The sequence below is a fragment of the Pseudomonas sp. ADPe genome (genome assembly GCF_014843515.1).
In the GTDB taxonomy this organism is placed as follows: Bacteria; Pseudomonadota; Gammaproteobacteria; order Pseudomonadales; family Pseudomonadaceae; genus Pseudomonas; species Pseudomonas citronellolis.
Genome location: NZ_CP062122.1, coordinates 2,156,868 through 2,180,600 on the forward strand (window position 1 = coordinate 2,156,868; position 23,733 = coordinate 2,180,600).

The 23,733-nt window shown below is 64.3% G+C and carries 19 protein-coding genes, 2 tRNA genes and 3 rRNA genes; 12 read left to right on the top strand and 12 right to left on the bottom strand.

Annotated elements, in window-relative coordinates; all coding sequences use genetic code 11:
* The first annotated feature begins 153 nt into the window (after nt 1-153).
* From IG194_RS09850 to IG194_RS09865, 4 genes are all read left to right on the top strand, one after another.
* Entirely contained in the window at nt 154-1,074 is a 921-nt protein-coding gene (locus IG194_RS09850; protein ID WP_058487583.1) for a histone deacetylase, read from the top strand.
* 479 nt (nt 1,075-1,553) lie between these two features.
* Complete coding sequence (locus tag IG194_RS09855) at nt 1,554-2,795, top strand: TIGR03862 family flavoprotein (RefSeq protein WP_082996254.1); 1,242 nt, start codon at nt 1,554-1,556, stop codon at nt 2,793-2,795.
* A gap of 37 nt (nt 2,796-2,832) precedes the next feature.
* Complete coding sequence (locus IG194_RS09860) at nt 2,833-3,438, top strand: GNAT family N-acetyltransferase (protein WP_058487584.1); 606 nt, start codon at nt 2,833-2,835, stop codon at nt 3,436-3,438.
* Between the two features lie 61 nt (nt 3,439-3,499).
* Complete coding sequence (locus IG194_RS09865; RefSeq protein ID WP_058487585.1) at nt 3,500-3,871, top strand: VOC family protein; 372 nt, start codon at nt 3,500-3,502, stop codon at nt 3,869-3,871.
* A 34-nt stretch (nt 3,872-3,905) separates the two neighbouring features.
* Here IG194_RS09865 and IG194_RS09870 read toward each other — a convergent pair whose 3' ends face one another.
* The 3 genes from IG194_RS09870 to IG194_RS09880 all read right to left on the bottom strand — a co-directional run bounded on the left by IG194_RS09870 (nt 3,906) and on the right by IG194_RS09880 (nt 6,587).
* Nucleotides 3,906-5,240 carry a DEAD/DEAH box helicase gene (locus tag IG194_RS09870; RefSeq protein WP_058487586.1) on the bottom strand — a complete coding sequence of 445 codons (1,335 nt, stop codon included), beginning with the start codon at nt 5,238-5,240 and terminating at the stop codon, nt 3,906-3,908.
* A gap of 45 nt (nt 5,241-5,285) precedes the next feature.
* Nucleotides 5,286-5,762, bottom strand: coding sequence for an NYN domain-containing protein (locus IG194_RS09875; protein ID WP_009615683.1), 477 nt, complete (start codon nt 5,760-5,762; stop codon nt 5,286-5,288).
* Between the two features lie 87 nt (nt 5,763-5,849).
* Nucleotides 5,850-6,587, bottom strand: coding sequence for a DUF2076 domain-containing protein (locus IG194_RS09880; protein WP_058487587.1), 738 nt, complete (start codon nt 6,585-6,587; stop codon nt 5,850-5,852).
* Between the two features lie 172 nt (nt 6,588-6,759).
* Between IG194_RS09880 and IG194_RS09885 the strand changes: the two genes are divergently transcribed.
* Nucleotides 6,760-7,413 (top strand): YciC family protein, encoded by a 654-nt coding sequence (locus IG194_RS09885; protein WP_058487588.1) that lies wholly within the window; start codon nt 6,760-6,762, stop codon nt 7,411-7,413.
* Nucleotides 7,414-7,440: 27 nt separating this feature from the next.
* On the opposite strand, the gene IG194_RS09890 is transcribed toward IG194_RS09885, so the two are convergent.
* Nucleotides 7,441-8,280: an SDR family oxidoreductase gene (locus IG194_RS09890; protein WP_058487589.1), complete on the bottom strand. Its 840-nt coding sequence runs from the start codon at nt 8,278-8,280 to the stop codon at nt 7,441-7,443.
* 208 nt (nt 8,281-8,488) lie between these two features.
* Between IG194_RS09890 and IG194_RS09895 the strand changes: the two genes are divergently transcribed.
* On the top strand, nt 8,489-9,238 hold the full coding sequence (locus tag IG194_RS09895; protein ID WP_009615677.1) for a substrate-binding periplasmic protein: 750 nt from the start codon (nt 8,489-8,491) through the stop codon (nt 9,236-9,238).
* Between the two features lie 455 nt (nt 9,239-9,693).
* On the opposite strand, the gene rrf is transcribed toward IG194_RS09895, so the two are convergent.
* The 5 genes from rrf to IG194_RS09920 all read right to left on the bottom strand — a co-directional run bounded on the left by rrf (nt 9,694) and on the right by IG194_RS09920 (nt 14,847).
* Nucleotides 9,694-9,809: ribosomal RNA gene (rrf, locus tag IG194_RS09900) — 5S ribosomal RNA — on the bottom strand.
* A 134-nt stretch (nt 9,810-9,943) separates the two neighbouring features.
* Nucleotides 9,944-12,830 (bottom strand): 23S ribosomal RNA (locus IG194_RS09905).
* A 234-nt stretch (nt 12,831-13,064) separates the two neighbouring features.
* Nucleotides 13,065-13,140: transfer RNA gene (locus tag IG194_RS09910), tRNA-Ala, on the bottom strand.
* Between the two features lie 15 nt (nt 13,141-13,155).
* Nucleotides 13,156-13,232 (bottom strand) — tRNA-Ile (locus tag IG194_RS09915).
* An 80-nt stretch (nt 13,233-13,312) separates the two neighbouring features.
* Nucleotides 13,313-14,847 (bottom strand): 16S ribosomal RNA (locus IG194_RS09920).
* The 16S, 23S and 5S rRNA genes sit together here with 2 tRNA genes alongside, the layout of an rRNA operon.
* 136 nt (nt 14,848-14,983) lie before the next feature.
* On the opposite strand from IG194_RS09920, the gene IG194_RS09925 reads away from it, so the two are divergent.
* Nucleotides 14,984-15,256 carry a hypothetical protein gene (locus IG194_RS09925; RefSeq protein WP_192353647.1) on the top strand — a complete coding sequence of 91 codons (273 nt, stop codon included), beginning with the start codon at nt 14,984-14,986 and terminating at the stop codon, nt 15,254-15,256.
* A gap of 124 nt (nt 15,257-15,380) precedes the next feature.
* Here IG194_RS09925 and tyrS read toward each other — a convergent pair whose 3' ends face one another.
* The gene (tyrS, locus tag IG194_RS09930) at nt 15,381-16,580 is read right to left on the bottom strand and encodes a tyrosine--tRNA ligase (protein WP_058487590.1); all 1,200 of its coding nucleotides are present in this window, start codon (nt 16,578-16,580) and stop codon (nt 15,381-15,383) included.
* 185 nt (nt 16,581-16,765) lie between these two features.
* Here tyrS and IG194_RS09935 point away from each other — a divergent pair, with 185 nt between their 5' ends.
* Both IG194_RS09935 and IG194_RS09940 read left to right on the top strand, forming a co-directional pair.
* Nucleotides 16,766-18,220 carry a peptidoglycan DD-metalloendopeptidase family protein gene (locus IG194_RS09935; protein WP_009615675.1) on the top strand — a complete coding sequence of 485 codons (1,455 nt, stop codon included), beginning with the start codon at nt 16,766-16,768 and terminating at the stop codon, nt 18,218-18,220.
* Between the two features lie 3 nt (nt 18,221-18,223).
* Complete coding sequence (locus IG194_RS09940) at nt 18,224-19,315, top strand: anhydro-N-acetylmuramic acid kinase (RefSeq protein ID WP_058487591.1); 1,092 nt, start codon at nt 18,224-18,226, stop codon at nt 19,313-19,315.
* Nucleotides 19,316-19,366: 51 nt separating this feature from the next.
* On the opposite strand, the gene erpA is transcribed toward IG194_RS09940, so the two are convergent.
* Entirely contained in the window at nt 19,367-19,717 is a 351-nt protein-coding gene (gene erpA, locus IG194_RS09945) for an iron-sulfur cluster insertion protein ErpA (protein ID WP_009615673.1), read from the bottom strand.
* Nucleotides 19,718-19,863: 146 nt separating this feature from the next.
* Entirely contained in the window at nt 19,864-20,898 is a 1,035-nt protein-coding gene (gene argC, locus IG194_RS09950; RefSeq protein ID WP_058487592.1) for an N-acetyl-gamma-glutamyl-phosphate reductase, read from the bottom strand.
* Between the two features lie 188 nt (nt 20,899-21,086).
* Here argC and hemJ point away from each other — a divergent pair, with 188 nt between their 5' ends.
* The 3 genes from hemJ (at nt 21,087) to IG194_RS09965 (ending at nt 23,701) form a co-directional block, all read left to right on the top strand.
* Entirely contained in the window at nt 21,087-21,509 is a 423-nt protein-coding gene (gene hemJ / locus IG194_RS09955) for a protoporphyrinogen oxidase HemJ (RefSeq protein ID WP_176707136.1), read from the top strand.
* Nucleotides 21,510-21,528: 19 nt separating this feature from the next.
* Complete coding sequence (locus IG194_RS09960; RefSeq protein ID WP_043269222.1) at nt 21,529-22,497, top strand: NAD(P)H-dependent flavin oxidoreductase; 969 nt, start codon at nt 21,529-21,531, stop codon at nt 22,495-22,497.
* A 103-nt stretch (nt 22,498-22,600) separates the two neighbouring features.
* Entirely contained in the window at nt 22,601-23,701 is a 1,101-nt protein-coding gene (locus IG194_RS09965) for a DUF805 domain-containing protein (protein WP_058487594.1), read from the top strand.
* The last annotated feature ends 32 nt before the right edge of the window (nt 23,702-23,733 follow it).

Below are 23,733 nucleotides of genomic sequence, written 5' to 3' on the forward strand. Positions count from 1 at the left end.
GGCCCTGGGGCAGGCGCGGAGTGCTCAGGCTGGGCAGGTGCATGGTTCGCCTCGGCAAGATTCGTCAGCTGCCTATTGTGCCCCATGCACGGCCCTGGCGCCCGGCCGCGGGGCCGGCTTACCCTTGCCGCTGAACAGCCCGAGCCCCGCCCCATGCCGTTGCCCCTGGTCTACCACGACGACTACAGCCCGCCCTTCCCCGCCGGCCACCGCTTCCCCATGGAGAAGTTCCGCCTGCTCAAGGAGCACCTGGTGGACAGCGGCCTGACCAGCGACGCGGCGCTGCTGCGCCCCGAGCCCTGCCCGGCGGACATCCTCGCCCTGGCCCACGACCGCGGCTACATCGAGCGCTATTGCAGCGGCGACATGAGCCGCGAGGAACTGCGCCGCCTCGGCCTGCCCTGGAGCGAGGCCCTGGCCCGGCGCACGGTGCGGGCGGTGGGCGGCTCGCTGCTGGGCGCGGACCTGGCGCTCAAGCACGGCCTGGCCTGCCACCTGGCCGGCGGCACCCACCATGCGCACCACGACCACGCCTCGGGCTTCTGCATCTTCAACGACCTGGCGGTGATCGCCCTGCACCTGCTGGCAAGCGGCCGCGCCGGGCGCGTGCTGATCTTCGACTGCGACGTGCACCAGGGCGACGGCACCGCGCGCATCCTGGAGCAGGTGGCGGACGCCATCACCGTCTCGCTGCACTGCGAGAAGAACTTCCCCGCGCGCAAGGCGCACAGCGACTGGGACATCCCCCTGCCGCTGCACATGGGCGACGCCGACTACCTGCGGGTGGTGGACGAGGCGCTGGACTACCTGCTGCCGCTGTACCAGCCGGACCTGGTGCTCTACGACGCCGGGGTGGATGTGCACAAGGACGACACCCTGGGCTACCTGAACCTCACCGACGCCGGCCTGGCCGCCCGCGACGAGCGCGTGATCGAACGCTGCCTGGCCCGCGACATCCCGGTGCTGGGGGTGATCGGCGGCGGCTACGACAAGGACCGCACGGCCCTGGCCCGGCGCCACGGCATTCTCCACCACAGCGCGCAGCGCGTCTGGCAGCGCCTGGGCCTGGGCTGAGTTGTCCACGGCAACTGTGGAGCAACCTGTGGAAAAGCTGCGGGGAGTCTGCCCTGGCCCACGCCGGGCCTGGGCCGCAGCCGGATGTACGAAAGATGACCAGACAGCGTTCGGAGGAAAAGGTGCGACTTTTCCACGGATGCTGTGGAACCTCCTGTGGAAAAACTGCGGGGCATTCGCTACAGCCCCGCATCCATGGGCCCTCCAGCCCAACGAACAAAATATGACCAGCACACCCGTAGGATGGGTTGAGCTTGCGAAACCCATGCTGCATTCGATGGGTATCGCTACGCTCCACCCATCCTACGTGGGGCAACGTTGTCCCCGAAAGCTGTGGAGCCGCCTGTGGATATCCTGGGTACAAACCTGTGACTTGCCCACGCGCCGGGGCCCCCGCATGGCCGCTGGCGAATTGATCAGCCCCGGCCGCCAGCGGCTAGGCTAGAATGCGCGCCCTTTCCACCGACCATGCCCAGCCCATGACCGAGCACAGCTCCCTGCCCTCCCCCAGCGCCATCGTCATCGGCGGCGGCCCCGCCGGCCTGATGGCCGCCGAAGTGCTGGCCGGCGCCGGCGTGCGCGTGGCGCTGTACGACGCCATGCCCTCGGTGGGGCGCAAGTTCCTGCTGGCCGGCGTGGGTGGCATGAACATCACCCACTCCGAAGATCAGGCAGCCTTCGTCGGCCGCTACGGCGAACGCCGCGCGGAAATCGGCGCGCTGCTCGCGGATTTCGACAGCCAGGCCCTGCGCGAGTGGATCCATGGTCTGGGGATAAATACTTTCGTCGGCACGTCCGGCCGCGTCTTCCCCACCGACATGAAGGCCGCGCCCCTGTTGCGCGCCTGGCTCAAGCGCCTGCGCGACAGCGGCGTGGTTATCCACACCCGCAGCCGCTGGCAGGGCTGGGACGAACAGGGCCGCCTGCTGATCGACGGCCCCGAAGGGCGCCAGGCCCTGCAGGCCGACGTGACCGTGCTGGCCCTGGGCGGCGGCAGCTGGCAACGCCTGGGCTCCGACGGCGCCTGGGTGCCGATGCTGCAAGCGCGCGGCGTAGCAGTCGCGCCCCTGCGGCCGTCGAACTGCGGCTTCGAAGTCGCAGGTTGGAGCGAGTTCTTCCGCGACAAGTTCGCCGGCGCGCCGGTCAAGCCGGTGGCCATGGGCCTGGAGGGCGAGGCGCCGCGCCAGGGCGAATTCGTGGTCACCGCCGGCGGCATCGAGGGCAGCCTTGTCTATGCGCTGTCCGCCGGCATCCGCGAGCGCATCGCCCGCGACGGCTCGGCCAGCGTATTGCTCGACCTGCTGCCCAACCGCAGCATCGAGCAGGTGGCGAAAGCCCTGGCCCAGCCGCGCGGCTCCAAGTCCATGGCCAACCACCTGCGCGGCCGCCTGGGCCTGGACGGCGTGCGCGCCGGCCTGCTGCGCGAGTTGTCCACAGCCGCCGACTACGCCGAGCCGCAGCGCCTGGCCGCGCTGATCAAGGCCCTGCCGCTGACGGTGGTGCGCCCGCGCCCGCTGGACGAAGCCATCAGCAGCGCCGGCGGCGTCACCTTCGAGGCTGTGGATAAGCAGCTGATGCTCAACGCCCTGCCCGGCGTGTTCTGCGCCGGCGAGATGCTCGACTGGGAGGCGCCCACCGGCGGCTACCTGCTCACCGCCTGCTTCGCCAGCGGCCGCGCCGCCGGCCTGGGCGCCTTGCGCTGGCTGAAGCTGGAACCATAGTGCTAGATTGCGGATTCTCCCCAGCAGAGTCCGCGCCATGCCCCTGAGCTTCCGCCCGGCCCGCCCCGAGGACGTCGACGCCGCCGTCCCGCTGATCTACAGCTCCGGCCCCGATGCCTTCGACTATGCCTTCGCCCGCCCGGGGCGCAACAGCGCCCAGGACTTCCTGCGCCACGCCTTCGTCCAGGGCGGCGGCCAGTTCGGCTGGCGCCAGCACACGGTAGGCGAACTGAACGGACGGGTGGTGGCGGTGGGCACTGTGTTCGGCGGCGAGGCCAACCTCGGCTACCTGCTCGCCGCCAGCCGGCAGATATTCGGCTTCTTCGGCCTGGGCGCGGCGGCGGTGATCCGCCGTGGCCTGCAACTGGAGCGGATCATCTGCCCGCCACCGAAGCGGACGCTGTACCTCGCCCACCTCGGCGTGGCGCCGGAGTTGCGCGGCGAAGGCCTGGGCAGCCAGTTGATCGACCACTTCCTCGAACGCGGCCGCCGCGCCGGCCTGCCCATGGCCGCCCTCGACGTGTCGGTGGCCAACCCGCGGGCCCAGGCGCTGTACGAGCGCCTGGGCTTCACGGTGCAGGCCGAGCGCCACTCCAACCTGCCGGGCGTGGCCAGCCACCGCTACATGCAGCGCGCCCTCTGAGCCTGCGCTAGACTGCGCGCCAGCCGCCCGGCAGAGGCCAGTGCCACGACAAGGAAGCGCCATGAGCAAGCTGAACAGCGTCGAACTGAAAGTCTTCGTCCCGGCCCGCGACTACGCCCAGTCCCAGGTCTTCTACCGCGACCTGGGCTTCGCCAATCCGTGGAGCTCGGAAGAGTTGAGCTACTTCCACCACGGCGACCACTGCGCCTTCCTGCTGCAGAACTACTACGTGAAGGAATTCGCCGAGAACCTGATGCTGCACCTTCTGGTGGAAGACGCCGACGCCTGGTGGCAGCGCCTGCGCGAGATCGATATCGCCGGGCGCCATGGGGTGCAGTTGGGGGAGCCGGAGGATCGGGCTTGGCGGATGCGGGACTTCACGCTGCATGATCCGAGCGGGGTGTTGTGGCGTATCGGCCACAACCTCGATTGAGCGGGGGCACGGCTTTTCGTACCCCCCCGCGCCCTCAGCGGCCCTTCGGCTTGCCCTTGCCGGCCGGCGCCTTGGCGAAGCCCGGCGCCTTGCGCACCGCCTTCACCTGGGGCTTGTCGGCCAGCAGGTCGCCCAGGTGGATATTGCCCGGCTTGGCCGCAGGCACCTTGGGCTGCTTGGGTTTCTTCGGCTTCTTCAGCACCTGGCCGCCCAGGGTCGTCTGCGGCACCCTGTGCTCGACCTCGAAGCCGTCTTCTTCGGATCGCGGCAGCAGTTGCCCGATCAGCGTCTCGATGGCCGCCAGCTGCTGCACCTCGTCGGCGCACACCAGCGACAGGGCCTGACCGCTGGCGCCGGCGCGGCCGGTGCGGCCGATGCGGTGCACGTAGTCCTCGGCGACGATGGGCAGGTCGAAGTTGACCACCAGCGGCATCTGCTCGATGTCCAGGCCACGGGCGGCGACGTCGGTGGCCACCAGGAAGTCCACCTCGCCGTCCTTGAACCGCTGCAGTGCGCGCAGGCGCGCCGGCTGCGGCTTGTCGCCGTGGATGGAGTCGGCGGCGATGCCTTCGGCCTGGAGCACGCCGACCAGCTCGTCGACGCCCTTGCGCGTCTTGGCGAACACCAGGGCCTGGCGCCAACGGCGGGCCTGCAGCAGGTGCAGGAACAGCTCGGCCTTGCGCTTCTTGTCCACGGTGATCAGTTGCTGCTTCACCGTCTTCGCCGCGGTGTTGCGCGGCGCCACCTCGATGGACAGCGGGTCGCGCAGCAGGCCGCCGGCCATCTGGCGGATCGCCTCGGAGAAGGTGGCGGAGAACAGCAACGTCTGGCGCCGCTTCGGCAGCGCGGCGAACACTTCTTCCAGCTCGCGGGCGAAGCCCAGGTCGAGCATGCGGTCGGCCTCGTCCAGCACCAGCACCTGCAACTGGGTGAATTTCAGGGCGTTCTGCCGGTACAGGTCGAGCAGCCGCCCGGGGGTGGCCACCAGCACGTCGACGCCCTTGCGCAGCTTCATCATCTGCGGGTTGATGCTCACCCCGCCGTAGGCCACCGCCGTGCGCAGCGGCACGTGCTGGCCATAGGCGCGGAAGCTGTCGTGCACCTGCTCGGCCAGCTCGCGAGTGGGCACCAGCACCAGGGCGCGCACCGCGTTGGCGGCTACCTGCGGGCCTTCCTGCAGCAGCTTCTGCAGCAGCGGCAGGGCGAAGCCGGCGGTCTTGCCGGTGCCGGTCTGCGCCGCGGCCAGCAGGTCGCGGCCCTTGAGCACGGCGGGGATGGCCTGGGCCTGCACCGGGGTCGGGTTCTGGTAGCCGAGGCCGTCGAGGGCGCGCAGCAGGGGTTCGATCAGGCCGAGGGCGGCGAAGGTCATGGAGCACTCACGCAACGGAAGGTGGAATGGGCGGCATTGTAGCCGCTAGTGGCGCAGCAGCAGCTCGCCCTCGATGGGCACGTAGCGCGTCGCCGAGCGGATCAGCGCCTGCGCGGTCAGGCCCGGTACGCCATAGGCGGCGGCCGTCTTGCCCTGGGAGCGGACGCGTTGCAGCAGCAGGTCGAAGTCGCCGTCGCCGGAACACAGCACTATCTCGTCCACCCGCGCCACGGCGTCGAGCACGTCGATGGTGATGCCCACGTCCCAGTCGCCCTTGGCCGAGCCGTCGCTGCGCTGGATGTAGGGTTTGAGCTTCACCTCGAAGCCGAGGTTGCGGAGGATCTGCTGGAACTGCTGCTGGCGCGGGTCGCCACGGTCGATGGCGTAGGCATAGGCTTCGACTATGCGGCCTTCGCGGCTCAACTCGCTCCACAGGGCAGCGTAGTTGAAATGGCAGCCGTAGGCCTGGCGAACCGTGTAGTAGAGGTTCTGCACATCGGCGAACAGGGCGAGGGTTTTCAACGGCGGCTCCGGATCAGGCGGTGGACGCGCATTATCGCAGCCCACCGCCGCGCCGCCAGCCCCGCGTCGTCGGCGCGGGGCTATCGATCAGCTGAACATGTCGCCGTCGTCGTCGAAAAAGCTGGAGTCGTCGGCGAATCCGCCATCGTCGTAGCCGGCGTCGGTGAAGCCGTTGTCGGCGTAGCGATCACCGTCGAGGAAGGTCTGGCTGGAATCGTCCAGCCCGGAGGATTGCGGGTCGAAATGCTCGGCCGGCACCTCTTCCTGGATCACCTCGACGATTTCCTGCGGCTGCGAGTGGTGGAACATGTTGGTCAGCAGGTCCGCCACCATCATGCCGCCGGCCACGCCCGCGGCGGTCTGCAAGGCGCCACGCAGGAAGCCGCCGCCCTGGGCCGGCGCGGCCTGGGGTGCCGCGGCGGGGCGGAAGTCGTTGGGGTTGCTGGCGTAGCTGGCATTGGCGCCGGGCTGGGAGAAGCGCGTCTGGCCCCAGCCGTCCGGGCGCTGTTGCGCTTGCTGGGGTTGCGCCGCTGCTTCGCGCTGGCCGCCGCCGAACAAGCCGGCGAGGAAGCCGCCGCTGCTGGGGCGGTTCTGCTGCAGGCTGGCGACCTGGGCTTCGAGTTCCTTGACGCGCTGGTCCAGGCGCTTGATCGCCGCCTCCTGGATCAGCATCGCCTGCGCCATGTAGTAGGGCGCGGCCGGCTGGCGCACGAGGTGCTGGTTGATCTGCGCCTCGGCCTGGGCGTCGCGCGGCGCGGTTTGCCGCTCGGCTTCCTGCAGGCGAGTGAACAGGCCATCGATCAGGGTTTGCTCTTCGGAATTCATCTGAGGCCTCGAGTGAGCACCGGGGGAGGGAACGCATCACTAGATTGGATCGGCCGGCGAAAAAACAAGTTCCGGTCGATGAAAACTTCTTCATCCACGCTGGCGGGGACTCTGGTCTGCGCCGCCGGGCATGGGTTAGAGTCGATTGCCAACTGGTCCCCTAGACGAGCCGATGAATCCCATCTCCATCCTGCGCGATACCTGGTACTTCTTCAGCCGCCACATCGGCACGCTGCTGCCGCTCTGCCTGCCCTGGATCGTCCTGGAGACGCTCACCCAGCAACAGCTGAGCATGGCCGCCAATTCCCAGCAGTTCGCGCCCTGGGGCATGGCCGCCGGGTTGATCTTCTACCCCATCTACACCGCCAGCCTGCTGCTGTACCTGGTCGACTTCGGCGAGGGCCGCCAGCGCAGCGTCGGCGAGCTGTGGCGCGCGGCGCTGCGCCTGTGGCCGGCCTTCGCGCTGCTCTCGGCGCTGAGTTCGCTGCTGATCGTCATTGGCCTGTCGCTGATGGTGCTGCCGGGTATCTACGTGATGATCAAGCTGGCCTTCGCCGAGGTGCTGCTGGTCAAGCGCGGCCTGCGCCCGATCGATGCCATGCGCGAGAGCTTCCGCCTCACCGGCGGGCACTTCTTCCTGCTGCTCAGCACCGTGCTGGTGATCCTCGCCCCCACCTGGGCCCTGCAGGGCTGGATCGAGCAGCTGAGCGAGAACGCCCTCGGCTACAGCCTGGCGCTCAGCGCACTCAGCGGCTTTTTCCAGCTGCTGCTGACCGTCGCCGCCTACCGCATCTACATCCTCGGCCCGGAGCGCGAGGAAGCCTGAGGTCTGCTCCGCGCAGCGCAGGAGCGCTCAGCGCCGGCTCGGCTTCAGCCCGGACATGCGCGGCACCAGCAGGCGCTCGAACAGCCAGGGGCAGTAACGGGCCAGGATGCGCGCGCGCCAGTTGACGTTGGACAGCACCAGCAGGCGCTTGCGCTGCAGGGCGCCCTGGTAGATCGCCTCGGCCACGTCGCGCGGGGAAGCCACTTCGCTGCCCAGCACCACGGCCGGCTGGCGGATAACCGAGCCGTCGCCGACCAGGGCGTTCTTGCGCAGATCGGTGGCGGTGAAGCCGGGGCAGGCGAGGGTCACCGAGACGCCGGTGCCGTCCAGTTCCATGCGCAGGGTGTCGAACAGGCCATGCAGGGCATGCTTGCTGGCGTTGTAGGCGCTGCGATAGAGCAAGGGGGCGAAGCCGGTCAGCGAACTGAGCACGACTATCTGCCCCTGGCGGGCGATCAGGCTGGGCAAGGCCGCCCGGGTGCAATGCAGGGCGCCGTAGAAGTTCACCGCCATCACCCGCTGGAACACCTTCAGGTCGGTCTCGGCGAACAGGCTGCGGTGGGTGATGCCGGCGTTGTTGATCAGCACGTCGATGCCGCCGAAGCGTTCGATGGCGATGGCCACGGCCTGCTCCACCGCGGCGGGTTCGGTGATGTCGCAGCGCAGCCCCAGGGCCTCGACGTTGAGGTGCTGCTGCAGGTGCTGCACCAGGCTGTCGAGCGCGGCCTGGTCCAGGTCGAGGATCACCGGCCTGGCGCCCGCCTGGGCGAAGCGCAAGACCAGCGCACGGCCGATGCCCGAGCAGCCGCCGGTCACCAGGACCGTCTTGTGCAGGTAGACCTTGCTGGAGAAGACCTTGCGTGGCATGTGCGGAGCCCTCGGCCAGGTGCGAGTGGGGCCGGCTGCCCCTCAAGCATAGCCCCGCGGCGGTCACGCTCCGGCAGCCTCATGTGCCGCCGGTCGCAGCCCTTGAATGTCGCCGCCGCTTTGCCGGCCGCGGACTGGACAAGCCCCGGTTGGCGACTCATGCTCAATGCAGACACCAACACAAGAACGATAAAGGTGCGGCGCAGCAATGCTCAAGAAACTCCTGTTCCCATTGGCCTCGTCGCTGCTTCCGGCGTCGCTGGCCCACGCCCTGCCAGGCCCGGCCGGTGGCCCCCAGTCGCTGGCGGTCGGCTATTACGAGTTCCCGCCGTACATCTATACCGACGATGACGGCAGTACCCAGGGCGAAGGTGCCGAGCTGATCCGCAAGCTGCTGCGCCAGGCCGGCTACCGCGCCGAACTCCGCGCCTTGCCCAGCGCCCGCCTCTACCAGGGCCTGCGCGATGGCAGCGTGCAGCTGTGGGCCGGGGCGCCCGGCAAGCCCGAGCTGGCCGAAAGCACCCTGGAGTGCGAGCACGTGCTCGGCCAGGTCACCCTCAACCTCTATCGCCTGGCGTCCCATCCCGCCCCGCGCCTGCCCCAGGGCCTGGCCGGCAGCCGGGTGATCCTGATCAGCGGCTACAGCTACTGGCGGCCCGCCACGCAGTTGCTGGACGACCCGCGGCTCAACCTGGAAGTCCACCGCACCAGCACCCACAGCGCGGCGCTGCAGATGCTTCTGCGCGAACGAGGCGACTACCTGCTGGACTACCAGGCCCCGGTGGAAGAAGCCCGCAACGCCGCCGGCCTGCCGCCGCTGGCCTACGACACCCTCTACCGCCTGCCGTTGAAACTCATCGTCTCCCGTCGCACGCCCGATGCCGAACAACTCCGCCAGCGCCTGGACCAGGCGTTCGAGCAGTTGAGTGCGAAGGGGGAAAAGGTCGAGCTGAATTGAGGCCACCGGCCTGCCGGCCGGATCGCGGATGAATCCGCTCCTACGGGATGCAGCCCCGTAGGATGGCGTTGAGCGAAGCGATACCCATCAGCGCCATGGCTTTCACGGGCCCTGCCCGCGATTCGCGCGCAGGGCGCGCTCCTACAGGGGAATGGCGCAGGTGGGGCGGCGTAGGAGCGGATCTTATCCGCGAACCGCGCCGGGACCGCCGGCTATCGCGGACAAGGTCCGCTCCTACGAGTGCAGGACATACCCTCGTAGGATGGCGTTGAGCGAAGCGATACCCATCGCCATGGCCATGCTTCACGTGTAGGAGCGGGCCCTGCCCGCGATTCGCGCGCAGGGCGCGCTCCTACAAGGGGAATGCAATGGCGTGGATGGGATCACCCCGGCTTTCCGCGCCCCAAAAGCAAAACCCCCGACCAGCCAGGCTGATCAGGGGTTTTGGGATAGGTGCTTGACGATGACCTACTCTCACATGGGGAAACCCCACACTACCATCGGCGATGCGTCGTTTCACTGCTGAGTTCGGGATGGGATCAGGTGGTTCCAACGCTCTATGGTCGTCAAGCAATTCTTTCGGATGCTCGTGGCTTGCGCACACGCTCACCCTGATTCGGGTATGTGACAGGTCTTCTTTGCGGTTCACACGAACTTTCGGTTCGTCGACTTCACCGTCTAACACACAAATTGTTTGGGTGTTATATGGTCAAGCCTCACGGGCAATTAGTATCGGTTAGCTCAACGCCTCACAGCGCTTACACACCCGACCTATCAACGTCGTAGTCTTCGACGGCCCTTCAGGGGAATCAAGTTCCCAGTGAGATCTCATCTTGAGGCTAGTTTCCCGCTTAGATGCTTTCAGCGGTTATCTATTCCGAACATAGCTACCCGGCAGTGCCACTGGCGTGACAACCGGAACACCAGAGGTTCGTCCACTCCGGTCCTCTCGTACTAGGAGCAGCCCCTCTCAAATCTCAAACGTCCACGGCAGATAGGGACCGAACTGTCTCACGACGTTCTAAACCCAGCTCGCGTACCACTTTAAATGGCGAACAGCCATACCCTTGGGACCGGCTTCAGCCCCAGGATGTGATGAGCCGACATCGAGGTGCCAAACACCGCCGTCGATATGAACTCTTGGGCGGTATCAGCCTGTTATCCCCGGGTACCTTTTATCCGTTGAGCGATGGCCCTTCCATACAGAACCACCGGATCACTAAGACCTACTTTCGTACCTGCTCGACGTGTCTGTCTCGCAGTCAAGCGCGCTTTGCCTTTATACTCTGCGACCGATTTCCGACCGGTCTGAGCGCACCTTCGTACTCCTCCGTTACTCTTTAGGAGGAGACCGCCCCAGTCAAACTGCCCACCATACACTGTCCTCGATCCGGATAACGGATCAGAGTTAGAACCTCAAGCATGCCAGGGTGGTATTTCAAGGTTGGCTCCACGCGAACTGGCGTCCACGCTTCAAAGCCTCCCACCTATCCTACACAAGCAGGCTCAAAGTCCAGTGCAAAGCTACAGTAAAGGTTCACGGGGTCTTTCCGTCTAGCCGCGGATACACTGCATCTTCACAGCGATTTCAATTTCACTGAGTCTCGGGTGGAGACAGCGCCGCCATCGTTACGCCATTCGTGCAGGTCGGAACTTACCCGACAAGGAATTTCGCTACCTTAGGACCGTTATAGTTACGGCCGCCGTTTACCGGGGCTTCGATCAAGAGCTTCGCTTTCGCTAACCCCATCAATTAACCTTCCGGCACCGGGCAGGCGTCACACCCTATACGTCCACTTTCGTGTTTGCAGAGTGCTGTGTTTTTAATAAACAGTCGCAGCGGCCTGGTATCTTCGACCGGCGTGGGCTTACGCAGTAAATACTTCACCCTCACCGGCGCACCTTCTCCCGAAGTTACGGTGCCATTTTGCCTAGTTCCTTCACCCGAGTTCTCTCAAGCGCCTTGGTATTCTCTACCCGACCACCTGTGTCGGTTTCGGGTACGGTTCCTAGTTACCTGAAGCTTAGAAGCTTTTCCTGGAAGCATGGCATCAACCACTTCGCTCTCTAAAGAAAGCTCGTCATCAGCTCTCGGCCTTGAACACCCGGATTTGCCTAAGTGCCCAGCCTACAACCTTAAACTTGGACAACCAACGCCAAGCTGGCCTAGCCTTCTCCGTCCCTCCATCGCAGTAACTAGAAGTACAGGAATATTAACCTGTTTCCCATCGACTACGCATTTCTGCCTCGCCTTAGGGGCCGACTAACCCTGCGTCGATTAACGTTGCGCAGGAACCCTTGGTCTTTCGGCGTGGGAGTTTTTCACTCCCATTGTCGTTACTCATGTCAGCATTCGCACTTCTGATACCTCCAGCAAGCTTCTCAACTCACCTTCACAGGCTTACAGAACGCTCCTCTACCGCGCATCTTACGATGCACCCGTAGCTTCGGTGTGTGGTTTGAGCCCCGTTACATCTTCCGCGCAGGCCGACTCGACTAGTGAGCTATTACGCTTTCTTTAAAGGGTGGCTGCTTCTAAGCCAACCTCCTAGCTGTCTAAGCCTTCCCACATCGTTTACCACTTAACCACAACTTTGGGACCTTAGCTGACGGTCTGGGTTGTTTCCCTTTTCACGACGGACGTTAGCACCCGCCGTGTGTCTCCCACGCTGACACTTCCAGGTATTCGGAGTTTGCATCGGTTTGGTAAGTCGGGATGACCCCCTAGCCGAAACAGTGCTCTACCCCCTGGAGTGATACGTGAGGCGCTACCTAAATAGCTTTCGAGGAGAACCAGCTATCTCCGAGCTTGATTAGCCTTTCACTCCGATCCACAAGTCATCCCCTACCTTTTCAACGGGAGTGGGTTCGGTCCTCCAGTCAGTGTTACCTAACCTTCAACCTGCTCATGGATAGATCGCCCGGTTTCGGGTCTATACCCAGCGACTAAACGCCCTATTAAGACTCGCTTTCGCTACGCCTCCCCTATTCGGTTAAGCTCGCCACTGAATATAAGTCGCTGACCCATTATACAAAAGGTACGCAGTCACCCAACAAGTGGGCTCCCACTGCTTGTACGCATACGGTTTCAGGTTCTATTTCACTCCCCTCTCCGGGGTTCTTTTCGCCTTTCCCTCACGGTACTGGTTCACTATCGGTCAGTCAGTAGTATTTAGCCTTGGAGGATGGTCCCCCCATGTTCAGACAACGTTTCACGTGCGCCGTCCTACTCGATTTCACTTCCTAGAACCTTTCACATACGGGGCTATCACCCACTATGGCCGCACTTTCCAGAGCGTTCTGTTAGATTCTAAGAAGCTTAAGGGCTAGTCCCCGTTCGCTCGCCACTACTAAGGGAATCTCGGTTGATTTCTGTTCCTCAGGGTACTTAGATGTTTCAGTTCCCCTGGTTCGCCTCACACACCTATGGATTCAGTGTGTGATAACCAGCTTGTGCTGGCTGGGTTCCCCCATTCAGAGATCTCCGGATCAAAGTCTGTTTGCCGACTCCCCGAAGCTTATCGCAGGCTACCACGTCTTTCATCGCCTCTGACTGCCAAGGCATCCACCGTATGCGCTTCTTCACTTGACCATATAACCCCAAGCAATCTGGTCATACGTCTCGAACGTGAAGACGACATTCGCCGAAAATTCGCGCTTGAACTCGCAAATTTTACCTTGACTTGAACAATCCCCAGTGAAAGAGATCATTCAGTCTACTTCTATCACATACCCAAATTTTTAAAGAACGGTTCCGGTACAAAGACCAGACAGCAAGGTTCGATCTATCGAACATTCCTGTCTGAGCTTTACGACGATTCGGAGATGGTGGAGCCAAGGAGGATCGAACTCCTGACCTCCTGCGTGCAAAGCAGGCGCTCTCCCAGCTGAGCTATGGCCCCCTAATTTCCAACGATTGGTGGGTCTGGGCAGATTCGAACTGCCGACCTCACCCTTATCAGGGGTGCGCTCTAACCGACTGAGCTACAGACCCATATAGGGTTGCCTAACCGTCGCTTACCAGTGAATCAAGCAATTCGTGTGGGAGCTTATGAGAAAGCCGGGATCTTCGATTAAGGAGGTGATCCAGCCGCAGGTTCCCCTACGGCTACCTTGTTACGACTTCACCCCAGTCATGAATCACTCCGTGGTAACCGTCCCCCTTGCGGTTAGACTAGCTACTTCTGGAGCAACCCACTCCCATGGTGTGACGGGCGGTGTGTACAAGGCCCGGGAACGTATTCACCGTGACATTCTGATTCACGATTACTAGCGATTCCGACTTCACGCAGTCGAGTTGCAGACTGCGATCCGGACTACGATCGGTTTTCTGGGATTAGCTCCACCTCGCGGCAGCAACCCTCTGTACCGACCATTGTAGCACGTGTGTAGCCCTGGCCGTAAGGGCCATGATGACTTGACGTCATCCCCACCTTCCTCCGGTTTGTCACCGGCAGTCTCCTTAGAGTGCCCACCTTAACGTGCTGGTAACTAAGGACAAGGGTTGCGCTCGTTACGGGACTTAACCCAACATCTCACGACACGAGCTGACGACAGCCATGCAGCACCTGTGTTCCGATTCCCGAAGGCACTCCCGCATCTCTGCAGGATTCCGGACATGTCAAGGCCAGGTAAGGTTCTTCGCGTTGCTTCGAATTAAACCACATGCTCCACCGCTTGTGCGGGCCCCCGTCAATTCATTTGAGTTTTAACCTTGCGGCCGTACTCCCCAGGCGGTCGACTTATCGCGTTAGCTGCGCCACTAAGATCTCAAGGATCCCAACGGCTAGTCGACATCGTTTACGGCGTGGACTACCAGGGTATCTAATCCTGTTTGCTCCCCACGCTTTCGCACCTCAGTGTCAGTATCAGTCCAGGTGGTCGCCTTCGCCACTGGTGTTCCTTCCTATATCTACGCATTTCACCGCTACACAGGAAATTCCACCACCCTCTACCGTACTCTAGTCAGGCAGTTATGGATGCAGTTCCCAGGTTGAGCCCGGGGATTTCACATCCATCTTACCAAACCACCTACGCGCGCTTTACGCCCAGTAATTCCGATTAACGCTTGCACCCTTCGTATTACCGCGGCTGCTGGCACGAAGTTAGCCGGTGCTTATTCTGTTGGTAACGTCAAAACAGCAAGGTATTAACTTACTGCCCTTCCTCCCAACTTAAAGTGCTTTACAATCCGAAGACCTTCTTCACACACGCGGCATGGCTGGATCAGGCTTTCGCCCATTGTCCAATATTCCCCACTGCTGCCTCCCGTAGGAGTCTGGACCGTGTCTCAGTTCCAGTGTGACTGATCATCCTCTCAGACCAGTTACGGATCGTCGCCTAGGTGAGCCATTACCCCACCTACTAGCTAATCCGACCTAGGCTCATCTGATAGCGTGAGGTCCGAAGATCCCCCACTTTCTCCCGTAGGACGTATGCGGTATTAGCGCTCCTTTCGGAACGTTGTCCCCCACTACCAGGCAGATTCCTAGGCATTACTCACCCGTCCGCCGCTGAATCCGGGAGCAAGCTCCCTTCATCCGCTCGACTTGCATGTGTTAGGCCTGCCGCCAGCGTTCAATCTGAGCCATGATCAAACTCTTCAGTTCAATACTGATCGGGTTTTGAGAAAACCCTAAACTTGGCTCAGCAATCGCAAAAAACTCTCGAATTCACGAGTGTTACTTGTGATGCTGATAATCTTGCGATCACCAGTCTTAACTCACAAGCACCCACACGAATTGCTTGATTCAACTTGTTAAAGAGCAGTTGGTTAAGGCTTTCGTCTCAACCGAGGCCGCGCATTCTACGCCAACCTCTTATTTCGTCAAGCGTTATTTTCAGAATTTTTCGTTCCTACTCAACCGCTTGCGCTGTCGATCGGCCGGAGCTTCTCGTCAGCGGGAGGCGCATTCTACAGCGATCAGAATCACTGTCAAGCACCTCGGCGATCTTCCTTTTGGCTCGCTGCCGGAGCAGCTGTCGAACCCAAAGGCGGCGAGTGAACCGCCCACCTGATCACCACTCTCAACTTCAAACCTGCTTAAGTGCTTGATTTTCAAACTCTTTCAGCGCTTCGTCGCTGGGAGTGGTGCGCATTATAGGGACTTCAGAATGCCCGTCAACACTTTTCTGAAAGTTTTCACTCGGCCAGCAAAGTGACCTTCGCGAACGCCTTCTTGCCGGCCTGCACTACATGAGTAGCACCGACCTTGAAGACGAAGCTGCGATCCACGGCATGACCGTCGACGCGCACGCCACCAGCGCCCAGCAGGTCGCGAGCCACGGCGGAGTTCTTCACCAGGCCGGCGCGGTTCAGCACGGCGCCGATGGGCAGGTCCTCGGTGGCGGCCACTTCCACTTCCGGGATGTCTTCCGGCAGTTCGCCTTCCTTCAGGCGATTGCCTGCGGACTTGTGGGCATTGGCAGCGACTTCTTCGCCATGGAAGCGGGCGACGATCTCTTCCGCCAGCTTGATCTTGACGTCGCGCGGGTTGGCACCGGCCTCGACATCCTTGCGCAGGGCATCGATCTCGTCCATCGAGCGGAAGCTGAGCAACTCGAAGTAACGCCACATCAAAGTGTCCGGAATGGAAACGAGCTTGCTGTACATGACGCCCGGCGCTTCCTGGATACCGATGTAGTTGCCCAGGGACTTGGACATCTTCTTCACGCCGTCCAGACCTTCCAGCAGCGGCATGGTCAGGATGCACTGCGGCTCCTGGTCGTAGGCGCGCTGCAGCTCGCGCCCCATGAGCAGGTTGAACTTCTGGTCGGTGCCGCCCAGCTCCACGTCGGCGCGCAGCGCCACCGAGTCGTAGCCCTGCACCAGCGGATAGAGGAACTCGTGGATGGCGATGGACTGGTTGCTGGCATAGCGTTTGCTGAAGTCATCGCGCTCGAGCATGCGAGCGACGGTGTACTGGGAGGCGAGACGAATGAAATCGGCCGGAGTCAGCTTGTCCATCCAGGTGGAGTTGAATGCCACCTCGGTCTTGGCCGGGTCGAGGATCTTGAAGACCTGGGACTTGTACGTCTCGGCGTTCTCCAGCACCTGCTCGCGGGTCAGCGGCGGACGGGTGGCGCTCTTGCCGCTGGGGTCGCCGATCATCCCGGTGAAGTCTCCGATGAGGAAGATCACCTGATGGCCGAGGTCCTGGAACTGGCGCAGCTTATTAATGAGGACGGTATGCCCGAGGTGCAGGTCCGGCGCGGTCGGGTCGAAGCCCGCCTTGATCCGCAGTGGCTGGCCACGCTTGAGCTTTTCGACCAGCTCGGCTTCCACCAGGAGTTCATCCGCACCACGCTTGATCAGCGCCAGCTGCTCTTCGACCGACTTCATCACAGTTCCTGTTCCGTTTTTCCGGCAATCAAAAGGGAACCAACCATACAAGATCGGACACTAAAAACAAGTTTTGCCCGGCGTACGGGGAAATGGCGTCAAACCCTGGGCGATAGACTTGCTTCGAGGGGAATTTGGTTATATTTTAGGCAGTTATTTCACATTCCAAAAACACCACTCATGCCATGACGCAATCGAATCAGAAAGCGCCCTACTATCCGAAGAGCCATCTGCTGGCCGCAAGCGGTGTAGCAGCGCTCCTCAGCCTGGCTCTGCTGGTGTTCCCCTCGAGTGAAGTCGAGGCGAAGAAGACCACGCTCAATCTGGAGCTGGACGGCGGTTCCGACCGCATCATTCAGGAAAAGGACGACCTGCGAAGCCCGCAGGTCACCGAGAACAGCGATTCTCCCTTCGCACGGATCGAAGGGCAGAACGACGACAACCGCGCCGGAAAAGACGCGGAAGAAGAAAAGAAAGCACTCAAGGCCTCCAACGATACCCAGCCCGCCACTCCCGCCGAACCGGCCTGGAAGCGCGTGACCGTGGGCAAGGGCGACACCCTTTCCACCGTCTTCGCCAAGGCTGGCCTGCCGGCCGGCCTGGTGCACGACGTGCTGGCCAGCAGCAAGGACGCCAAGCAGTTCACCCGCCTGGACGTCGGCCACGAAGTCGAGTTCCTGATCAGCCCGCAAGGCGAGCTGCAGAGCCTGCGCATCAAGCAGAGCGACCTGGAGACCATCAGCCTGAACAAGTCCGCCAAGGGCTATGCGTTCAAGCGCGACCTGGTCAAGCCGGACGTGCACACCGCCTACGCCCATGGCCGCATCGACAGCTCGCTGTTCACCGCGGGCAAGGAAGCCGGCCTGTCCCATGACCTGATCATGGCCCTGGCGAACATCTTCGGCTACGACATCGACTTCGCCCTCGACCTGCGCGAAGGCGACCAGTTCGACGTGATCTACGAGAAGAAGGTGGTCAACGGCCGCCAGGTGGACACCGGCAACATCCTCGCCGCGCGCTTCATCAACCGCGGCAAGGAATACACCGCGGTGCGCTTCACCAACAAGGCCGGCAACACCAGCTACTACCGCGCCGACGGCACCAGCATGCGCAAGGCGTTCATCCGCACCCCGGTGGACTTCGCCCGCATCAGCTCGCGCTTCTCCATGGGCCGCCTGCACCCGATCCTGAACAAGATCCGCGCGCACAAGGGCGTCGACTACGCCGCGCCCATCGGCACGCCGATCAAGGCCACCGGCGACGGCAAGGTGATCGAGGCCGGGCGCAAGGGCGGCTACGGCAACGCGGTGGTCATCCAGCACGGCTCGACCTACCAGACCGTCTACGGCCACATGAGCCGCTTCGCCAAGGGCATCCGCAGCGGCGTCGCGGTCAAGCAGGGGCAGATCATCGGCTACGTCGGCATGACCGGCCTGGCCACCGGCCCGCACCTGCACTACGAGTTCCATATCAACGGCAAGTACGTCGACCCGCTGAGCGCCAAGCTGCCGATGGCCGACCCGCTGGCCGGCCCGGACCGCAAGCGCTTCCTGGCCCAGACCCAGCCGCTGATGGCGCGAATGGACCAGGAGAAGCCCACCTCCCTGGCCATGAACAAGCAGCAAGAGCAGCAGCGCTGAACCATGGCGCTCTACCTGGGGGTGATGTCCGGCACCAGCCTCGATGGCCTGGACATCGCCCTGGTCGAGCAGGGTGAAGACTCCACCACCCTGCTCGCCTCCCACTACCTGCCCATGCCCGCGGACCTGCGCGCCGAACTCCTGGCCCTGTGCGCCAGCGGCCCCGACGAGATCGCCCGCGGCGCCTGCGCCGAGAATGCCTGGGTGCGGCTCGCCGCCCAAGGCATCCTGGAACTGCTGCAGCGCCAGCAACTGCCGCCGCAAGCCATCCGTGCCATCGGCAGCCACGGCCAGACCGTGCGCCACGAGCCGCAGCGCGGCTTCACCGTGCAGATCGACAATCCCGCCCTGCTCGCCGAGCTGACCGGCATCGACGTGGTGGCCGACTTCCGCCGCCGCGACCTGGCCGCAGGTGGCCAGGGCGCGCCGCTGGTCCCGGCCTTCCACCAGGCGCTGTTCGGCAACGAAAAGCTGCGAGCCGTATTGAACGTCGGCGGCTTCAGCAACGTCTCGCTGCTCGCCCCGGGCGAGCCGGTACGCGGCTTTGACTGCGGACCGGGCAACGTGCTGCTGGACAGTTGGATCCACGACCAGCGCGGCGAATCCTATGACCGCGACGGCGCCTGGGCGGCCAGCGGCCGGGTGAATGACGAACTGCTGCAGCGCTTCCTCGCCGATGACTTCTTCGCCACCCGCGGACCGAAGAGCACCGGGCGCGAACGTTTCAACCTGCCCTGGCTGAAGGCGAAGCTGGCCGAAGGCCCCGCCCTTCCCGCCGAGGACGTGCAAGCCACCCTGCTGGAGCTCAGCGCCCGCAGCATCGCCGAATCCCTGCTGCATGCGCAGCCGGGTTGCGAAGAGGTGTTGGTATGTGGCGGCGGAGCCTTCAACGGCGCATTCATGGCGCGCCTGGCGGCGCACCTGCCCAAGGCAAAGGTGGCCAGTACCGCGGAATACGGCGTGGCGCCGGAATGGATGGAGGCCATGGCCTTCGCCTGGCTGGCGCACCGCTTCCTCCAGCGCCTGCCCGGCAACCGCCCGGAAGTCACAGGCGCGGCCGGGCCGCGGATACTCGGCGCCCTCTACCCCGCCTGATACAAACGAAAACGCCGCGCAGATGCGCGGCGCTTCGTCATTGCGGCCGACTCAGATCGAGAACGACTGGCCGCACCCGCAGGTGGTGGCGGCATTCGGGTTCTTGATCACGAAGCGCGAACCTTCCAGGCCTTCCTGGTAGTCCACCTCGGCGCCGGCGAGGTACTGGAAGCTCATCGGGTCGACCACCAGGCTGACGCCATCGCGCTCCACCACGGTGTCGTCGTCCGCGGTGTCCTCGTCGAAGGTGAAGCCGTACTGGAAGCCCGAGCAGCCGCCGCCGGTGACGAAGACGCGCAGTTTCAGACGCGGATTGCCTTCTTCGTCGATCAGCGTCTTCACCTTGTGCGCGGCCCCGTTGGAGAAGATCAGCGGGGTGGGGGTGAAGGTCTCGATGGTCATGTCAGATGTCTCCCGGCCGAAGCCGTACGTTACAACATTGCGGGCTATTATCCGCTTACCCGAGAAAAATGGTCAACTAAGCCAGGTCAATCCTTCGTCGAACATCCTTCGGAACGGGCTCCCGCAACGGGAGCCCGGGGCCCGCCTCAGGGCAACAGGGCCACGTTGGACAGGCCCAGGCGCTCGTCCAGGCCAAAGAGGATGTTCATGTTCTGGATCGCCTGGCCGGACGCGCCCTTGACCAGGTTGTCGATCACCGACAGCACCACCACCAGGTCGCCGCCCTGCGGACGGTGCACGGCGATGCGGCAGACGTTGGCGCCGCGCACGCTGCGGGTCTCCGGATGGCTGCCGGCGGGCATCACGTCGACGAAGGGCTCGTTGGCGTAGCGCTCCTCGAACAGCTTCTGCAGGTCCACGCCGCGATCGGCCACCTGGGCGTAGAGGGTGGCGTGGATGCCGCGGATCATCGGCGTCAGGTGCGGGACGAAGGTCAGGCCGACATCGCCCTTGGCGGCGCGGCGCAGGCCCTGGCTGATTTCCGGCAGGTGGCGGTGGCCCTTGACCGAGTAGGCCATCATGCTCTCGCCGGCCTCGCAGAACAGCGAACCGACCTTGGCGCCGCGGCCGGCGCCGCTGACGCCGGACTTGCAGTCGGCGATCAGCCGCGAGGTGTCGGCCAGGCCGGCTTCCAGCAGCGGGATGAAGCCCAGCTGGGTGGCGGTCGGGTAGCAGCCGGGCACGGCGATCAGGCGCGCCGACTTGATGGCCTCACGGTTCACTTCCGGCAGGCCGTAGACGGCCTCAGGCAGCAGCTGCGGCGCGCCGTGGGGCTGGCCGTACCACTTGGCCCACTCATCGGCATCCTGCAGGCGGAAGTCGGCGGACAGGTCGATGACGCGGGTGCCGGTGGCCAGCAGCTCGCCGGCCAGGGCATGGGCCACGCCGTGCGGGGTGGCGAAGAACACCACGTCGCAGGCGCCCAGGTTCTGCACGTCCGGCACGCTGAAGGACAGGTAGTCGTAGTGGCCTCGCAGGTTCGGGTACATGTCGGCGACCTTCACACCCTCCTCGGAGCGCGAGGTAATCACCTCGACGCGCGCCTCCGGATGCTGGGCCAGCAGGCGCAGCAGCTCCACACCCGTGTAACCCGTACCACCTACGATACCGACCTTGATCATCTGTCCGTCACTCCGCCAATAAGGGGCTCACTCAGAACCGCCAATGATAAGAGCGCGGGCCCCGCATGAACAGGCCGAAGCGCCGCGGGCGACGAGTCGCCGGCAGGGGCGTGCGGCTTCGCGGGGATGACGCTGGCACGGGGCTGCCACTACTATCAGCGCAACCGTGACCCGAGGAGCTATCGATGCTGTATCTGTGGATAAAGGCCCTGCACATAGTCGCAGTGGTCTGCTGGTTCGCCGGCCTGTTCTACCTGCCGCGCCTGTTCGTCTACCACGCCATGAGCGAGGACGCCGCCAGCTGCGAGCGCTTCCAGGTAATGGAGCGCAAGCTCTACCGCGGCATCATGGGCCCGTCGATGATCCTCACCATCCTGCTCGGCGCCTGGATGCTCTACCTGACCCCGGGCTGGCTGAGCCAGGGCTGGCTGCACGCCAAGCTGACCCTGGTGGTCCTGCTGATCGGCTACCACCACGCCTGCGGCGCCATGCTCAAGCGCTTCGCCCGTGGCGAGAACCGCCGCAGCCACGTGTTCTTCCGCTGGTTCAACGAAGTCCCTGTGCTTTTCCTGCTGGCCATCGTCATTCTGGTCGTGGTCAAACCTTTCTGAATCCTGCCCGGAGCCTCCCATGTCCCTGCCCGCCCTGCTCGACCGCCGTCTGCGCCTGCCCCTGGTGGCGGCGCCCATGTTCCTGGTGTCCAACCCGCAACTGGTGCTGGCCTGCTGCCACAGCGGCATCGTCGGCAGCTTCCCGGCGCTGAACCAGCGCGAGAGCAGCGGCTTCAAGGCCTGGCTGGAAGAGATCGAGGCCGGCCTGGCCAACGCCCCGCAAGCGGCGCCCTATGCGGTGAACCTCATCGTCCACCACAGCAACCCACGCCTGCAGGCGGACCTTGCGCTGTGCGTGGAGCACCGCGTGCCCATCGTCATCACCAGCCTGGGGGCGGTGCGCGAAGTGGTCGATGCGGTGCACAGCTATGGCGGCCTGGTGTTCCATGATGTGACCACCCGCCGCCATGCGGAGAAGGCCGCCGAAGCCGGGGTCGACGGGCTCATCGCGGTGGCCGCAGGCGCCGGCGGCCATGCCGGCACCTGGAGCCCCTTCGCGCTGGTCGCGGAGATCCGCCAGTTCTTCGACAAGACGCTGCTGCTGGCGGGCTGCATCAACCGCGGGCACGAGATCCTGGCGGCGCAGATCCTCGGCGCCGACCTCGCCTACCTCGGCACGCGCTTCATCGCCACCCGCGAGAGCAACGCCTCCACCGCCTACAAGAAGATGCTGCTGGAAGCCCGCGCCGCCGACATCATCCACACCCCCGCGGTCTCCGGCGTGCCGGCCAGCTTCATGCGCCAGAGCCTGGAGGCCGCCGGCTTCGACATGGCGCGCCTGAACGAGAAGGGCGAGCTGAACTACGGCGAGAAACTCAAGCCGGTCAACGACGAGGCCAAGGCCTGGAAGACCGTCTGGTCCGCAGGCCAGGGCGTGGGCAACATCAGCGACCTGCCGTCGGTGGACGAGCTGGTGGCGCGCCTGGACCAGGAGTACCGCGACGCCCTCCAGCGCGGCGGCGCCCTGCCCGGCCTGCTGCGTCCCTGAACGGGGCTCGCAAATCCGCGCATGCTGGCTTGTTGCCCTCTGGGCCTGCGATTAGGCTGTAGCCAGAAGCTGCAGCCCAATCAACCGACAAGGATGCCCCTCGATGGATGAACCACGCTACAAGATCGTGTTCGACGGCACGCTGATGCCGCAGACGCCGCTGGAAACCGCCAAGGAGAACCTCGCCCGCCTGTTCAAGAGCGACCTGGCGCGCATCGAGGCACTGTTCAGCGGGCAACTGGTCGTGCTCAAGCGCGACCTTTCCGAGGGCGAGGCCGACAAGTACCTGCAGGCCCTGCACAACGCCGGCGCCCAGGCGCGCAAGGAATCCGACCTGGTATCCAGCCTGTCGCTGGTGGAGACCGAGGATCACCCCGGCGCCGAGACCCAAGCCGCGGAACAGGCGGCCAGCGCCGAGCGGATGACCTGCCCGAAGTGCGGGCACGAGCAGGCCAAGGCCAGCGAGTGCAGCGCCTGCGGCATCATCATCGACAAGTACCTGGCGCGCCAGGCCGAGCTGTCCGCGAGCCAGCCCATCGCCGCGGCGCCGGCCGCCACTGCCGGTTCCAGTTCCGGCAACGCTGCCCAATCGCCCTACGCCACCCCGCAGGCACCGGTCGGCGAGGCGCTGCCGGAATACGGCGAGCTGCAGTACTTCACCGTCCAGGGGCGCATCGGCCGCGTCCGCTACCTGGGCTGGAGCATGGGCATGATCCTCGCCATGATCCCGCTGTTCATCCTCTTCGCTGCCCTCACTGCGGCCTCCCAGACGCTGGGCGCCCTGGTGCTGATCGCCGCCTGCGTCGGCATGGCCGTGGTCAGCATCTTCTTCGGCGTCCAGCGCCTGCACGACATCGGCTGGTCCGGCTGGCTGTGGCTGCTCAACTTCGTGCCCGTGGTGGGCAGCGTCATGGCCCTGCTGATGCTGCTGGTGCCGGGCAGCGTCGGCGCCAACCGCTACGGCCCGCCGCCGCCGCCGAACAGCCGCGGCGTGACAGGCCTGGCCTGGGCGTCGATCCTGGTGCCCGTCGTCGGCATCCTCGCCGCCATCGCCATCCCGGCCTACCAGGGTTACCTCACCCGCGCCCAGGAGGCGGCCTACAGCCAGGACCAGAGCTACGACCCGGCCGCGACCGCCGAGCCCCAGGCCTACGACGACGAGGACGCGGCCGCCGTCGAAACCGACGAGCCCTCGGAGCAATAGCCCACGGCAATGGGGCGCGCTAGAATCCGCGC